We start from the raw sequence: 15,583 nt of genomic DNA, 5'->3' as shown, positions 1-15,583 counted from the left end.
TCAAATAGAGAAAGGTATCGTGGCTTGTAGGCACACCGATGCTTTACTGCATCGTTCTGCCGCTTTCGCACTCATAGAAAAAGCCAGTTCTTGTAGCAAAAGCTGGAGCCGATCCGTGTTGCGTTTCGAGGAAGAAATGCCTTCAAAGCGTTCTGTAAATACACGTACCGAGGAAAAAGGGTGCAGACAAAACCATTTATTCGCTTGAAGCACGAGGATCACTGGTTTTCCAGAGACCGGCAGGTCTCGTAACATACGCACATAGCGACTGTGTTTGTTGTGGCTTCTGCGATGACATTGTGGACAAACGGCAGACTTACGCGAGGAAAAGGCAATGACTTCTATCCCTTCTGGACTTTCCTGCCAGGCAGCAATATGCATACCATCGATTGGTTCATAGAAAGCAGGCAGCGTATCCATGGAAAACACTCCTTTTTATTTCTATTTCCCGATAGTATCGATGAACAGTCTCCCCAAAAGTTCGTAAGAGCCACTTTAATTTAGCAGTTACAATTGTTCTCCGGCTATTTATTTTCTGTTTAACAATTTGTTTCTTTATATGTAAAATATCCCTTAATTTCAGCTTGACTTGTTCGTTATTATGAATTAATATAATATTAAGGATCATATAATGAACAAAAAGTAGCAAGTTTCAAGAGGGAAAGCCTCTGTTGGGGACAGAGGTTTCTTTTTTCTAAAATTTGTTCGTTATTAAGAATATAAAGTGAATGAAGTGATGAACTGAATGAGAGCCTCTTAAATAAAACCAATCGAAAGCGATATTTCATCAGACAGGAGGGGGGAGTATATGAAAAAAATCATGTTTTTAGAGGCTCGTTTTGATTCTTTTTACGGGGCGCAGAAAAGCATGCTGAAGCTTATTCAGAGTCTGGATCCGAATAAGTTTGAATGCAGGGTGATGACGACAGGAACAGGAAGATTGAAAAAGGGATTTGAAGAAGAGCACGTGTCTGTCGATGTTGTGAAACTGGGGAAAAAAGCGAATGTTTTTGGAGGTGCCGCTCTTCAGTATTCTCTTTTCAGCAAGGTCATCGCCGTGCTGCAGATTTTTCTCTATAACCTGAAAGTAATGATCTACATTCTTCGATATAAGATCGACGTGATTTATGTGAATGACGAGAGGGCGTTTCTTTATTCCGTCATTGCCGCCAAAGTGCTGCGCCGAAAAAACGTCATCTATATACGTTCGGAAATGTTAGGCGGCAGGTTTAATGAAGCTGTCCTGAAATATTCGAGTCATATTATTACGATAGCGGAAGGGGTGCTGAAAAAGATTCCTGATGCGAAAATCGAAAAATACAGGCATAAAATATCGAACATCTATACCGGGTTTGAATTTGAGAAATTGAAAGCGCTCGATAAAAGTTTTGCCAAAGAAAGTGTCGGCGTTTCGCCGGAAAAAGTCGTCGTTGGCTTTTTAGGCGGTATCAGTGAGAGAAAAGGCATCGATCTGCTCGTCGATTCGTTCATCGAGCTTTATCCCAGGTATGAGAATATCGAACTGCTTATTGTCGGGGACGCGAGTGACGGGTACGAAGCGTACTGGGAGGATCAGCTCTCTAAAATAACGGAAGGGAAAGTGAATTTTACCCATCTTCCCTTTCGTAAAAACGTCAGTGAAGCTTACAGCGCGATGGATATCTTCGTTTTACCGTCAAGAGACGAAGGACTTCCGAGAGTGGTGATTGAAGCGATGGCCCATGACCTTCCTGTAATAGCGACCGATGCCGGAGGGACGCAGGAAATTATTACGAAAGAGTCTTTAGGCATCATCGTGGAGAGAACACAGGACAGCTTAGTAGAAGGAATAACGAGGCTGCTGGAAGATGAAAAGGGCAGGGCAACGATGGCAAATCAGAGCCGTAAGGCAGTGCGGCTGCGGTTTTCAGACGAAGTATTTAAGGAGAACGTGAATAATTACTTCAGCCGTATTTAGCAGGTGCCGGCCGGAGGCTTTCCTGTATTGAAAAAGAACAGATGAATAACAATGAACTCCGGGGGCAGCGGACCCGCTTTATGAGAAGTCCTGGCGGGCAGGAAGTTATTTTAAAGGAAAGTGTGTTGAATATGACAAAAACGATGAGTGCCAGCACCTTTAATAACTATTTAATTTTGATCATTTTTATCGTCTGCACGGGGGCGTTAATTCTGCTGACTTCGAGCATCGTGATCGATATAGCTGCTTTATCAATATTAAGTATAGCGGCCGTAGTACTTGTAAGGGCAGATCCGGTTCATCCGTATACGTGGTTTTCGTTATTTTTCCTACTGTACGCGATCTCTTATCCTTATATGATTTTAATCGGTCATCCTCCCATTCAAATAAGTTCCTACGGGAATAGTTTAATGGTTACGCAGTGGCTGGCGCTAAGTTCTTTCCTGCTTATCGTTACCCCGGTAAGAATGGAGCGGGAGTCGTTTAAACAGATAAATCACCGGCAGTATTCGATGGGGCTCAGTAAAAATATGTTCGTCGTCTTTGCGGTCCTTTCCTTGATGGTCGTCGTTGGTATCAGCCTCCTTGATTTCGAAAGAAAAGATGAATTATACGAGTCGGGAGCCTTGGTAGCGGTAATAGGGACACGGGTCATTACCGTTCTGTTAATTTTATTTACGGTCCTCACGGCTTATCATATTTTCAATAAAGGAAGGTTTAACTACGTCATTCTTACGACGACCTTTTTTCTTGCTCTTGCTACGTTTTTAGTCAGCGGGGAAAGGAACATTATTTTAACTTTTGTTTTAAGTATGTTTTATCTCTACTACATTTTACTGCACAAAGATCATAACAATAAGTATTTGTACCTGGCTGCTCCCCTGTTACTATACTTACCGACGCTGTTTAATACGTTTAAATATTTCGGTGTAACCGGGGAAGTGAAGGAATCGACAGGCAACCTCGTTGTCGACGTCTTTAATACGGAATTTATCGCTGCTTCACGAAATCTGCAGATCATTTTAGCTGGTTCGGAGACTGAGGGGATCTTTTCCGGCTATACGATTTTTTCGGCTTTTATCCGTGCTTTTCAAATTCCATTTATGCCGGATTTTTTAAGCATACTCGCTTTCCGGCCCCAGGACTGGTTTAATGACGTGCTGCTGCCGGACCGTTCCGGGGGCGGCCTGGGGTTCACGTTAGTAGGAGAAGGATACATCAATTTCGGCTATGCAGGCGTTGTCATCATCTTTTTCATCGTCGGAGCGCTTGTCAAACATCTCTACGTAAAGAGTAACCAGGGCTTGTATTACCTCTCCTTTTATATTTTAACGATCCCTCTGTTTATCTACTCTATCAGAGGGGGACTGGCTACTTTATTGTCTCCTTTAGTCGGGCAGATTCTGCTCGGAATCGCGGTGATCTTCCTCATGGAATACGTGATCAGGAAAAACTTTATGAAACAGGAAACTGAAAAAGTTTAAGATTGGAGATAAAAATGAAGCATACCACTCCTCTTCCAACATTTATAGAATTTACAGGTATTCCGGGCTCAGGAAAAACGACTGTGGCAAAGGAATTGATCAAGGAACTGAGAAAAAGAGGCTATAAGGTGGAGACCCGTGAGGAATTTGATTTCTCACTGGAAAATGACCATTTCGGAAGCAGCCTGCGGATCATGTTCGGGCTGCTGAAACGAAGCAATTTCCTATTTGCGGCAAAGCTTACAGGTCTGGCTCTTTTTCACGGGCATAAATCGTTGTATAACCTGAAGATCATCCCTAGTTTTATCCACTCTTATTTGAAGGTAAAAAAGTACCTTGCGGATTCAGAGGCCGACTACATGATATTTGATCAGGCTTTTTTCCAAAGCCTCTCGTCCATCTTTTATAATAAAGAAATAGAGGATCCGAAATTACTGGAAAGTGTCGCTGCAAAAATCATTGAAGAATTAAACGTGAAGTACCTTATATCGACTCATCTTCCCGTGGAGGAAGCAACGAAAAGAATCATCGCCAGAAAACACGGGACGAGCCGGCTCGATTCGTTTGAGAGCAGCCAGATTTCGTCGATATTACAAGTGCAGAGCACCAATTTCAGCAAAATTTGGGAGGCCGTTGTCGGCAGGGTGTCAGTCATAAAAATAAACACGGAAAATGACCCTTCTCTCGTAAGGGAACGCTTAATCAAAGAATTGAATATTTAATATACTAAATCACGAAGAAGGTGTGAGTTGATTAATAATCGAGGAAGCCTGAGAAAACAGACGATGAATGGTTTAATTTGGATGATGTCCGGAAGTGGTATCCAGAGTATCCTGCAGTTTGTCGTGCTGATTGTGCTCGCCAGACTGCTGGATCCGGAAAGCTTCGGGGTCATCAGTGCCGCGCTGGTCATTATAACGTTCGTATTGATTTTATCGAGCCTGGGCTTCGGTCCCGCCCTGGTGCAAAAAAAGGAAATCTCGGATAAGGAAATAGGGACGAGCTACACGGTATCCCTCGTGCTCTCTCTTCTTTTCGGCGCCGGCGTTTATTTTACCGCTCCTTACACCGCGGCATTTTTTGATATGAATGAATTGATCCCCGTGCTGCAGGTTCTCGCTTTTTCCCTGTTATTTAACAGCGTCGGGGTCGTAGCGGAATCGCTGATCCAAAGAGAGCTGAAGTTTAATCTAATAGTCAGAATTCAAATCCTATCTTACTTATCCTACGGAATAATCGGCGTCGTTCTGGCTGTCATGGGGGCCGGCGTCTGGGCGCTTACTTTTGCCTACTTTTCGCAGATTTTCGTTAAAAGCATTCTTTCTCTTGTTTTACAGCCTTACCAGTTCCGGTTTTTGTTTGATTTTACGTCGCTGAAAAATTTGTTTCATTTCAGCCTCGGCTACTCGCTGGCGAAAATAAGCGCGGAGCTGTCGATGCAGGGGGACAACCTGGTAGTGGGCAGATTTTTAGGGGCGGAAGCCCTCGGGTTTTACAGCCGCGCCTATCAGCTGATGGTCATGCCGGCGAACCTGATCGGGCAGGTGCTGGAAAAGGTGTTATTTCCCGCGATGTCCAAAATTCAGGACAATCATGCCAAGCTGGCGCAGGTGTACAGGGAAGGGATGCGGATTACGACGATCTTCATCCTGCCGAGCAGTATCTTTTTAATTATGAACGCCGAAAAAGTCATTCTCTTATTATTCGGCGAAAACTGGCTCGGACTAACGGAACCTTTTAAAGTCCTTGCGTTTGTACTCCTTTTTAGAAGTGCCTACAAAATCAGCGACGCTTTAGTGAAAGCGAAGGGAGCCGTATACAAAAGGGCCATCATCAAAGCCGTTTATGGGGGCCTCGTCCTCCTAGGCGCATGGGCAGGTCACTTTTACGGCCTGACGGGAGTCGCTGTCGGCGTCTCGGTCGCTATCGTGATCAATTACGCGGTGATGATGTACTTAGTGGCGAGCCTGATCAACTGCAGCATCCCTTCCATATTGAAGGCGCACGGAAGCGGGATTATACTTTCTGTCGTGACGTACCTGCTGCTATTTCTCATTGAGAGGCTCTATTTACTGACGGACATCCACGAATACCTGGAATTAGTTATTTCCGGCGTTTTATGGGGAGGAGCGATATTGCTGTTACTTTTCCTGTTTTCCAAGTTCTTTATAGGGATAGAACAGCGGAAAATATTGCAGCTCGTGAAATTGAGTTAAAGGTCTTGAGTCCAGCCATTGCCGAGAACCACGAAAGACAAAAAGGAGAGCATAGGCAGGACAAAATCCGGAGCATCCTCCGGACAAAAAAGAGAGCCGCCTGAACCAGCGTACTGGTCCGGGCGGCTCGTACTGTCTTATTTTTGAAGGCTCATCCAAGCTTTCCTTACGGATCCTGTAGTAGATTTGAAAGTGTATGATTATTTGCTGCTGTCAGATTAACGATTTCTAATTTTTTTAATTTCCCAGCTTATGAGATTGTAAAACGTAAATTTCAAAAATATAGAAAAAATTACATCTATCTACTATCTAATATGATAATATAGTTGTAGATCATAAGGAGGGTAAAGTGTGAAAAAGAAGTTCATGTTATCTGTTGTTACTGTTATCATGATTACTGGCTGTTCAGCTGAAATGGAAGAAAGTGTAGAGGCGAACGATTCAAGTAAGGAGAAAAGCAGCGAAGTGGACAGTGGAGAATCAAAAACATCAAATATTATGGAAGAGGATGAGGATATTGAAGAGCCTACTGAGGAAGAATACTTAGAAGAATTAACTCGATTAGTAGAACAAAAACAATATTTTTCCTTCTTTAATAACTTAATTGAGAAGCCCATTAAGGAAGAAGAATTTATTAAGCCGGTCATTGAATTAACTGAGAAAGCTTTTGAAGATTCAGTGGATTTTTATAAAAGTAATTTGGCAGGACGGCTTCGAGTAAGGTTTTTAGATCTACCTGATGATTACAGGGAAAAATTGCCGGAGCTAAAAGAATTATTTGGTGACAAAGATGACCCCATCTTAAATGAAGAGATTGAAGAGGAGACGATCAATAATCTTGAATCTATGATGGAAGGCAATGATCACAAAAAAGAATATGAAAAAAATAAAAATGAAAAGAATGAAGAGGTAGAAAAACCAGAATACAAACCAGTCCCATCTATAGGCATGTCCACAGAGCAAGTATTAAATTCAAGTTGGGGAACGCCTCAAAGCAGGAATATCACTGAAACTACATACGGTACACGTGAACAATGGGTATATGGAGTGGGGAACTATCTCTATTTTGATGATGGCGTATTAACATCTATTAGCAGCAAAAAAGATGAGGAGGAGATTGAAAAATGGTGATTTTCATGCTTCTGTCAAAAAAGAGAACAGAACTCTAGCACCTTTCTTACGTTTAGTATATTCATAATACTCGCTATTGGAGACCCCAAGAAACTGGTACATCTTCGCTGCACGGTGTTCCTCCGTGTGCTCTTCAAGAAACAAAAACCATATCGTTTCTCTTCTTGTCCACTTTTTGTTAGGTATGTTCTATCACGTTGAGATGTCCGCTATTTATACTAACTGGAGCAGTGTGGCAGAATTACGAGCCGAAGCGGCGTAAATGCGGAGAGGAGGAACCTAGCAGCCGGCTGAAACGCCCCCGGATGCTGCGATGTGACGGGAAATGTACGGAAAAGAAGCCGGATGATGCGCTGCGGAGCATCATCCAGCTTCTTTTTGTCTACTTTAGAACCAATACTTCAAATCGGGGCTGCCTGTGCGGGGCGTTTGCAGCTTCCTGATCTTCAGGCAGACTCCTCGCGACATGCCTATTTTCTTTCGTATGCCTTGAAACGTTGATGGATCAACGGTTTCAAGGCTTTTTAAGTGTGAGTCCGTCGAGCTCAGGTTAGAGAAAGCCTGCCAATGTTAGAAAGCCGTATGCGGCGTGCGAAGGAACTAGACTAAAATAAAGTATATGATCACAAAGAACTAAAATGAAAAATTTTCCATAGTCTAATCCTATGAACTGTTTGAAAAGGGATAGACGCTTCAAAACTAAAATGATAAATTGAAAATTGTAAATATTACTGAAATTTTATTTCAGTCCAGTAGTTCATCCAAAAAGTTAACAGTCGTGTTTTTTGTAAGCGCTTTATATTTTATGAGGAGGGGTTTTTATGAAGAAGAAGGTCTCCATTCTGATTTCTGCAGCACTCGTAGCGTCGGTCGTGACGACGGCAGGGGCGAGTCCGGGAAAAAGCGGCGAAGACGAATTTAAGCTCGGTGTGGATGTATTGATGGAAGAGGAGTTGGAGCTTGTTGAAGGGAAAAACGTCGGGCTTGTCACGAATCCGACCGGTGTCGATCAGGAATTAAATAACATCGTCGACGTACTCGATGAACATCCGGACGTGGAACTGACGGCGCTGTACGGCCCGGAGCACGGTATCCGCGGTGACGCGCAGGCTGGTGATTACGTGGAGTCGTATATTGATGAACAGACGAATCTGCCGGTTTACAGCCTTTACGGGGAAACGCGGAAGCCGACAGAGGAAATGCTCGAAGATGTCGACGTGCTGCTTTATGATATTCAGGACGTCGGCACGCGTTTCTATACTTACATTTATACGATGGCCTACCTGATGGAGGCGGCTGAAGAAAATGACATTCCAGTTGTCGTGCTCGACCGTCCGAATCCGATCAACGGGGAAGCGGTGGAAGGCCCGGTACTCGATCCGGATTTTGAATCGTTCGTCGGTCTCTATCCGATTCCGCTCCGCCACGGCATGACGAGCGGGGAGCTCGCCCACTTCTTTAATGAGGAATTTGATATTGACGCCGACCTTTCTGTCGTAGAAATGGAAGGCTGGGAGCGCTGGATGTACTACGATGATACGCCGCTTCACTGGGTGCTGCAGTCCCCGAATATGCCGACACTTGATACGGCTCTCGTCTACCCGGGTGCTGCGCTGATTGAAGGGACGAACGCATCGGAAGGGCGCGGGACGACAAAGCCATTTGAGCTGCTCGGAGCTCCGTTCGTCAATTCGACAGAACTTGCGGCTGAGCTGAATGCTCTGGAACTGCCTGGTGTGACGTTCCGTGCCGCCTCGTTTACACCGGTGATCTCGAAGCATCAGGGAACGCTCTCCAACGGCGTGCAGATTCATATTGACGACCGCGACGCGTTCAAGCCGGTGGAAACCGGACTTCATATTGTGCAGAAAATGCTCGAGCTGTACCCGGATGAGTTTGAATTCCTCGGTAACAACTTCTTCGATAACCTGATCGGCAACAGCTACGTGCGGGAGGACCTTCTGAACGGCGTGCCGGCGGACGACATCATCGCCAAGTGGGAGGGTGAGCTGGAAGAGTTCATGGACGTACGGTCAGACTACCTGCTGTATGAATCCAATGATGCACCAGGGCGTTCGCCGGGAAGCCCGGATCATCCGGGACGCGGCAGTAACCCGCCTGGAAACAATAAATAATAAGCAGGGCGGGCTTTTCTGAAAGCCTGCCTGTCTTTCGAAGGAGGGATGAGTAAATGAAAAAAGCAGGAATGGCAGCGGCGACGCTGATTGTAGCGTTTGCCGGGGCTGCAGGAGCGGCGGAGCTCTCCCCCTCGATGGAGCCCGAACAGCAGGAAAGCGGGAAGATCAACGGACTGCCGGATCAGGCGAATGCTCCGGACTGGGTGCCGGCATGGGAGCGTGCAGGAGCTCCATCCGTGACGCTTCAGGAAGGGCCGGCCCGGCGCGTACAGATGGATCCGCATGTGCTGGACAGGCTGGATAAGGATCTGGAAGCCGGCATAGAGAACGGCTTTTTCCCGGGAGCAGTCGTACTCGCTGCGCGGGAAGGGACAATTGTAAAGCACGAAGCTTATGGAGAGGCGCTTCGCTATGATGCAGATGGAAATGTTCTTTCAGAAGCAGAGCGCATTGCAGCGGAGACAGACACGATTTATGATTTCGCCTCTCTGACAAAAACGTTTACGTCAACTGCGGCCGTGCAGCTAATCGAAGCAGGAGCACTTTCGCTCGATGATTCGGTAACGGACTATATACCGGAAATGGAGGAGTCGTTTACGGTCCGGCAGCTGCTCACCCATACGAGCGGTCTGCCGGCCTGGATCCCGCTCGCGTTTTTAGACGATGAGGAAGCGAGATGGCAGGCGATTTATGACACAGCCCCTCAGATGGATCCCGGGGAGGCCTATATTTACAGCGATTTGAACATGATTCTGCTCGGGCAGATCATTGAGGAGGTGTCTGGACTTACGCTCGATACGTATATGGAGGAGGAGATCTTTGAGCCGCTTGGAATGGATGATACGATGTTCAATCCAGCGGCTGACCTTCAGGAACGAATCGCAGCGACTGAGCTGCAGCCGGCACTCAACCGTGGTCTCGTCTGGGGAAGCGTGCACGATGAGAATGCTTATTCCCTTGGTGGTGCCGTCGGCCATGCCGGTCTCTTCGGCACTACATCAGACCTGGCCGTGTTTTTGCAGACGCTGTTGAACGGCGGTGTGTATGATGGAGAGCGGATTCTCGAAGCAGACACGGTAAAAGAGATGCTGACGGACCAGATAGGAGGTGTATCTGGTTTAGGGCAGGGGCTTGGCTTTAACTTAAACCGGGAGTGGTTTATGGGGGAGCTTGCTCCGACAGCCGCAGGACATACCGGATTTACCGGCACGTCTTTCGTGATCGATCCTGAAACGAATACGATGGCAATTCTGCTGACGAACCGTGTACATCCGACGCGCGACGCCGGCTCCATTAATCCTTGGCGGCTCGACCTCGTAAATACAGTCACCGATTCCATCAACGCACATCCAGCTAATCGAAAAGGAGGAAAATAATGATGAAAAAAGCAGCATTTTCTTTACTGGCGGGCACGATGCTTATCACGCACGCAGCACCGGCTGCCGTGGCATCAGAGGAGACGGACGGGGATCTGATTTTATATCAGAACGTCCCCGGCGTGGAAACAGATTTGGAGGAAGGACTGGACCTGCGGGCGCTTGCGGTTCATGAGGACGGGCACTTCACAGAACGATCCGACGGTCTGGAGTGGGATTCGACGAACGAAAACGTAGCCGTCGTTGATGAAACGGGCGTGGTGGAAATGACCGGTCAGCGCGGGCGCACGTTTATTTCTGTCACGGATGGAAATCATACAGACCGGATTGCGGTGGACTATAAGCCGAACCCCGATGCACGGGAAGGCGGCGGAAAGCCTCCTGTTGAAGCACAGCTCGTGCCGCAGTCCGGGGAGCGCTACGATATTATCGATGGCGCAGTGGACGGAATGACGCTGGAAGAAAAAGTCGGCCAGATGATGATGCCGGACTTCCGTCACTACGATGGTCAGGAAGTGACCGAAATGCTGCCTGAAATTGAGCAGCTCGTCGAAGACTACCATCTCGGCGGCGTGATTTTATTTGCGGAAAACGTCGTAGAAACCGAACAGACGTATGAGCTCGTGGCCGACTATCAGGAAGCAGCCGAGAAGTTCGGCATGCTCGTCACGATTGATCAGGAAGGCGGTATTGTCACACGCCTGCAGACCGGAACGGACCTTCCGGGCAACATGGCGCTCGGAGCCACGCGGGACCTGGATCTGGCAGAAGCAGCTGGTGACGTGATCGGCGCAGAGCTTTCCTCGCTCGGCATAAACACGAACCTGGCACCGGTGGTGGATGTGAACAACAATCCGGATAACCCGGTTATCGGCGTCCGCTCCTTCGGCGAAGATCCGCAGCTCGTAGCGGATATGGGTGTTTCCTACATTGACGGTCTCCAGCAGAACGGCATCGCAGCAACGGCCAAGCATTTCCCGGGGCACGGGGATACGGCGGTTGACTCCCACCTTGGTCTGCCGGAGGTGCCGCATGACCTGGACCGCCTGCTCGACGTCGAACTTTATCCGTTCCAGCAGGCGATGGATGCCGGACTGGATGCAGTGATGACCGCCCACGTGACGTTCCCGGAAATCGACGGTGACAAAGCTATCTCGGAAAAAGACGGAACGGAAATTTCCATTCCGGCGACGCTTTCCCGCACGGTGCTTACCGATCTGATGCGCGGCGAGCTTGGCTATGACGGTGTCGTCATGACGGACGCGATGAATATGAACGCGATCACTGATCACTTCGGTTCGGTTGACGCGGCGATCCGTGCCATTGACGCAGGAGCAGACATCATCCTCATGCCGGTCGGACTCGAAGAAGTAGTTGAAGGCGTGCTTGATGCGGTCGACGAAGGAGACATTTCCGAAGCAGAAATCGATGAGTCGGTCGAGCGCATTTTGACGCTTAAAGTCGAGCGCGGTATTTTCAAGCAGGAAGCACTGCAGGATCCGGCAGAAGGAAAGCAGCGGGCGCTTGAAACGATCGGACAGGACGCTCATCTCGCTGTCGAGCAGTCGATCGCGGATCATTCAGTGACGATGCTGAAAAATGAAGACGTGCTGCCGCTTGCACCGGAAGCGGACGAGCGCATTGCCGTTATCGGAACCACGTACTTGAGCAGCCTTGTATCAGCAGTTGAGGGGCATCACGACAAAGTGGATGCGATTAATCTTTCCGGCCAGAGCAGCCTGACAGACGAACAGCGCAGCACGATCGAAGCAGCGGACCATGTCGTTATCGGGTCAACGACGGCGAACGTTGCTCAGCGGAGCGCTGACAACGCCGTCATGCAGATGTACGCCGAGATTATGGAGATGAAAGACGATGTCGCAGCTGTTGCGATCCGCAACCCGTATGACATCATGGCCTATCCGGATGTTGACGCGTATCTTGCCCAATACGGCTTCCGCGGTGCAAGCTTTAGGGCAACCGCCGACGTGTTGTTTGGTGAAACGAATCCAACCGGGACCCTTCCCGTAACGATTCCGAACCCGGACGGCGGCGTGCTCTATGAATATGGAAGCGGCATTTCATTCGATTAAAGACAGGAGCCACGGCCTGGTTAGCGGCCGTGGTTTTTTGCTGTTTTGGAGGGGACGAGCCACACCCACGGCAAGTGGCAGAATTATCGGGAGAAGTAGTGGAATTAATGAGAAGTGGCGTAATTATTGGAGGCAGTGGTGGGAAAACAGAGAGGAGTGGGAGAAATAATCGGAAGTATGGAAGAATTACGAGCCGGAACGGCGTAATTGCGGGGAGGAGGAGCCCCTCAGTCAGCTGAAAGGCTCCTGGATGCTCAGCTGCTGCTCATTCATACAATTACAGAATCCATCTAACATAATTAAAAGAAAAATCAAACAAATCAAAATAAAACGTTTACATTTATAGAATTATGGTATAGTATGAAATCAATAAAGCGGTTATTGTCGACAATATACAAAATATTTAAGCGGGGGAGGTTGTTCCGATTAATATCAGTGTGATTGGTTTAGGAAACATGGGAAAACCGATGGCTCATAATCTGTTACAGGCACACGATCATGTGACCGTTTATGATGCCAATGAAGCAGTAACGAAAGAATTTAAAAGTACCAACGCCATTATTGGAGAAAGTGCACAGAAGGCAGCTGCAGGAGCAGATGTGGTAATTTTAATGCTTCCGAACAGTCAGGTCGTGGAAAAGGTGGTTCTCGGGGAACAAGGCATTTCTCAGGAAATGAAGAAAGGAAGCCTTATTATTGACATGAGCACGAGCGCCCCGTCTTCTACAAAAATAATAGCAGAAGAAGTAGAGAATAACGGCCTGTATTTTCTGGATGCGCCTGTCAGCGGCGGTGTGAAGAAGGCCGTTTCCGGAGAGCTGACGATCATGGTAGGCGGTGATGAAAGCCAGTATGAACGATCATTGAATGTGCTGGAACCGATGGGGAAAGAGATTTTTCATGTAGGAAAAGTTTCCTCCGGTCATACGATGAAAGCATTGAACAATCTGCTTTCGGCGGCGCACTTTCTAGCGACGTCAGAAGTCCTTGTAGCGGGAAATAAGGCAGGTCTCGAACCGGAAAAAATGCTGGAAGTCATCAATGCCAGCACCGGGCGCAATCATTCCAGCGAAACAAAATTCCCGAATTTTGTACTGAACCGTGAATTTAATTCCGGATTCTCTATGGATTTGATTACGAAAGATATCGAGCTTGCGCTGGAGATCACGAAAGAATTTAAAACGCCGGCGTTTCTGTCTTCCACCGTGTATGAGGTCTGGCGGCTCGCCAATAAATTGAGCGAGGGGAAGTATGATCACACGGAGATGGCAAAGTTCTGCGAGAATTGGGGAGACGTTACGTTAAATTATACAGAGGAGGAAAAGATTACACATGAAAAAAGAAATTCGTAAATTTTATACAATTGTTGAAGAAACGCACATAGAAGGTTTTAAAGAAATAGACAAACCAGTTGGCATTGCAGCAGCATTAGCGGTAATAAAAAATCCTTATGCAGGAACTTATGTAGAAGACTTAAACCCACTGATTGATGAATATTCGGCTTATCTTGGTGAAGAGCTCCCGAGGAGAGCCATGCAGGCACTGGGAATCAGTGGAGAAGAGGTAGAAGGTTTTGGAAAAGGAGCTCTTGTCGGTTTAGATGGAGAAATTGAACATGGATCAGGATTAATTCATACGATGAAGTTCGGGAATCCATTTCGAAGTATGTGCAACAATGCAGAAACACTGCTTCCAGCCGCTGAGAAACGGGCTTCTGCAGGAGCTTCTTTGGATCTTGCAATCAAGCATAAGATGGATCCGAAAACCCGTTCTCATCATATGACGTTCGAAGTGACTGTACCGGATGCACCACGGGCAGATGAAATTATGGTAGCAGCAGTTGTCACTTCTTCAGGCAGAGCACACCCGCGAATCGGTTCGCTTCATAAAGAACTGGAGTAAATAAAGGTTTGGAGATAAAATCGAAGCAGCTCCGTTTGTTTCGATTTTATATATGAAGAAAAAGAAAGCGCTGTCATAAAAATACGGGAGGGTTATTATATGAAAATATGGAAAAGAACGATGTCTGGAGCGGTTATTTTAGCAGGGGCCGCCGCGTTAAGTGCATGTGGAAATGAAGGCAGCAATGGTGGAGAAACGAATAGTGATGCAGAGGCGAATAGTAATACAGAGGCTGCAAACGGTAATGCTGATACGGAAGAAGCAACGAATGAAGTACAAGAAGACGGAGGCGGCGAAGCTACCGGAGAAGATGCACCGGAAGGAGCTCCGGAAAACATCAATCTTGGTTCCGCTTCCCAGGGCGGCACGTATTATGTCTATGCCGGCGGTGTCGCCACGATGATCGATCAGAATCTGGATGTTCCAGTTAATGTCGAGGTGACCGGAGGACCTGTGCACAACATGCAGCTCGTGCAATCGGGGGACCTGAACTTAGGTTTTGCGACACTCGGTCCTGCGTATGAAGGTTATACCGGCACCGGGGACTGGGCGGAAGAACCACTAGATGATGTCAGAATCGCTTTTCCTATGTATACTACGCCATTTAAATGGTGGGCTTTGGAAGACTCCGGCATAGAATCGATGGAAGATATCGAAGGGCAGCGGGTCGGCGTCGGTCCTTCCGGTGGTACCTCGGGCACATATTACCCGATCATTCATGAATCACTTGAACTGAATACAGAAGATGTCCAGACAGGTGCGAACGACATGGCCTCTCAGATGCTTGACGGCCAGCTGGATGTCATTGCTTTTGCTGCAGGAACGCCGATTTCCATTCTGACGGAAATTGAAACACAGCGGGACGTTAATATTTTCGGACTTGAAGGGGAAATGAGAGAAGAAATTCTCGATATGTACCCGTACTTCTACGAACATACCGTTCCCGGTGGATCTTATGAATCTCTGCCGGATGATATGGAAACCATTGCTGTATACAATTTCGGTATAGTTCATAAAGACATGGATGCTGATTTCGTCTATGAATTAGTCAAGTCCTACCATGAAAACAACGATCAGCTGGTGAGTACACATGCTTCCGCTGAAGAAGCTACGGAAGATGCTATTTTAAACAATGAACAGGTACCGCTTCATGAAGGAGCAATCCGCTATTACGAAGAAGCAGGGATCGAACTGCCTGAAGATGTATACGTAGATTAATAATAACAGTCGGATAGAAAGCCGCTGCTGGTTTTCTATCCGGTTTTCTTCCCTGCATAGGTGGATAC

Annotated in this window: 12 protein-coding genes; 11 read left to right on the top strand and 1 reads right to left on the bottom strand. The window is 47.3% G+C overall.

Annotated elements, in window-relative coordinates:
- Positions 1-420, bottom strand: coding sequence for a transposase family protein (locus FTX54_RS15170; RefSeq protein WP_147803622.1), 420 nt, complete (start codon positions 418-420; stop codon positions 1-3).
- A gap of 388 nt (positions 421-808) precedes the next feature.
- On the opposite strand from FTX54_RS15170, the gene FTX54_RS15165 reads away from it, so the two are divergent.
- From FTX54_RS15165 to FTX54_RS15115, 11 genes are all read left to right on the top strand, one after another.
- The gene (locus tag FTX54_RS15165; protein WP_147803623.1) at positions 809-1,957 is read left to right on the top strand and encodes a glycosyltransferase; all 1,149 of its coding nucleotides are present in this window, start codon (positions 809-811) and stop codon (positions 1,955-1,957) included.
- Between the two features lie 41 nt (positions 1,958-1,998).
- On the top strand, positions 1,999-3,441 hold the full coding sequence (locus FTX54_RS15160; RefSeq protein ID WP_147803624.1) for an O-antigen polymerase: 1,443 nt from the start codon (positions 1,999-2,001) through the stop codon (positions 3,439-3,441).
- A 14-nt stretch (positions 3,442-3,455) separates the two neighbouring features.
- The gene (locus FTX54_RS15155) at positions 3,456-4,163 is read left to right on the top strand and encodes a hypothetical protein (RefSeq protein WP_147803625.1); all 708 of its coding nucleotides are present in this window, start codon (positions 3,456-3,458) and stop codon (positions 4,161-4,163) included.
- Between the two features lie 27 nt (positions 4,164-4,190).
- Positions 4,191-5,657 carry a lipopolysaccharide biosynthesis protein gene (locus tag FTX54_RS15150; protein ID WP_147803626.1) on the top strand — a complete coding sequence of 489 codons (1,467 nt, stop codon included), beginning with the start codon at positions 4,191-4,193 and terminating at the stop codon, positions 5,655-5,657.
- Positions 5,658-6,008: 351 nt separating this feature from the next.
- Positions 6,009-6,788: a hypothetical protein gene (locus tag FTX54_RS15145; protein WP_147803627.1), complete on the top strand. Its 780-nt coding sequence runs from the start codon at positions 6,009-6,011 to the stop codon at positions 6,786-6,788.
- A gap of 821 nt (positions 6,789-7,609) precedes the next feature.
- Positions 7,610-8,923, top strand: a complete 1,314-nt coding sequence (locus FTX54_RS15140; RefSeq protein WP_147803628.1) for an exo-beta-N-acetylmuramidase NamZ family protein — start codon at positions 7,610-7,612, stop codon at positions 8,921-8,923.
- A 56-nt stretch (positions 8,924-8,979) separates the two neighbouring features.
- The gene (locus tag FTX54_RS15135; protein WP_147803629.1) at positions 8,980-10,302 is read left to right on the top strand and encodes a serine hydrolase domain-containing protein; all 1,323 of its coding nucleotides are present in this window, start codon (positions 8,980-8,982) and stop codon (positions 10,300-10,302) included.
- Positions 10,302-12,395 carry a beta-N-acetylhexosaminidase gene (nagZ, locus tag FTX54_RS15130; RefSeq protein ID WP_147803630.1) on the top strand — a complete coding sequence of 698 codons (2,094 nt, stop codon included), beginning with the start codon at positions 10,302-10,304 and terminating at the stop codon, positions 12,393-12,395. The genes FTX54_RS15135 and nagZ overlap by 1 nt, the downstream gene beginning before the upstream one ends.
- A 437-nt stretch (positions 12,396-12,832) precedes the next feature.
- On the top strand, positions 12,833-13,747 hold the full coding sequence (locus FTX54_RS15125) for an NAD(P)-dependent oxidoreductase (RefSeq protein WP_147803631.1): 915 nt from the start codon (positions 12,833-12,835) through the stop codon (positions 13,745-13,747).
- Entirely contained in the window at positions 13,728-14,297 is a 570-nt protein-coding gene (locus tag FTX54_RS15120) for an amino acid synthesis family protein (protein ID WP_147803632.1), read from the top strand. The genes FTX54_RS15125 and FTX54_RS15120 overlap by 20 nt, the downstream gene beginning before the upstream one ends.
- A 99-nt stretch (positions 14,298-14,396) precedes the next feature.
- Positions 14,397-15,515: a TAXI family TRAP transporter solute-binding subunit gene (locus FTX54_RS15115; protein ID WP_187254524.1), complete on the top strand. Its 1,119-nt coding sequence runs from the start codon at positions 14,397-14,399 to the stop codon at positions 15,513-15,515.
- Positions 15,516-15,583: the final 68 nt, after the last annotated feature.

The sequence above is a fragment of the Alkalicoccus halolimnae genome (genome assembly GCF_008014775.2).
In the GTDB taxonomy this organism is placed as follows: domain Bacteria; phylum Bacillota; class Bacilli; order Bacillales; family Salisediminibacteriaceae; genus Alkalicoccus; species Alkalicoccus halolimnae.
The sequence above is the reverse complement of the archived record's forward strand: the minus strand, read 5'-3'. Positions and strand labels throughout refer to the sequence as shown.

Bases quoted from the DNA above. Each gene is read 5' to 3' on its own strand.
- FTX54_RS15170 (WP_147803622.1), bottom strand. From the start codon at position 420: ATGGATACGCTGCCTGCTTTCTATGAACCAATCGATGGTATGCATATT.
- FTX54_RS15165 (WP_147803623.1), top strand. From the start codon at position 809: ATGAAAAAAATCATGTTTTTAGAGGCTCGTTTTGATTCTTTTTACGGG.
- FTX54_RS15160 (WP_147803624.1), top strand. From the start codon at position 1,999: ATGAATAACAATGAACTCCGGGGGCAGCGGACCCGCTTTATGAGAAGT.
- FTX54_RS15155 (WP_147803625.1), top strand. From the start codon at position 3,456: ATGAAGCATACCACTCCTCTTCCAACATTTATAGAATTTACAGGTATT.
- FTX54_RS15140 (WP_147803628.1), top strand. From the start codon at position 7,610: ATGAAGAAGAAGGTCTCCATTCTGATTTCTGCAGCACTCGTAGCGTCG.
- FTX54_RS15135 (WP_147803629.1), top strand. From the start codon at position 8,980: ATGAAAAAAGCAGGAATGGCAGCGGCGACGCTGATTGTAGCGTTTGCC.
- nagZ (WP_147803630.1), top strand. From the start codon at position 10,302: ATGATGAAAAAAGCAGCATTTTCTTTACTGGCGGGCACGATGCTTATC.
- FTX54_RS15120 (WP_147803632.1), top strand. From the start codon at position 13,728: ATGAAAAAAGAAATTCGTAAATTTTATACAATTGTTGAAGAAACGCAC.
- FTX54_RS15115 (WP_187254524.1), top strand. From the start codon at position 14,397: ATGAAAATATGGAAAAGAACGATGTCTGGAGCGGTTATTTTAGCAGGG.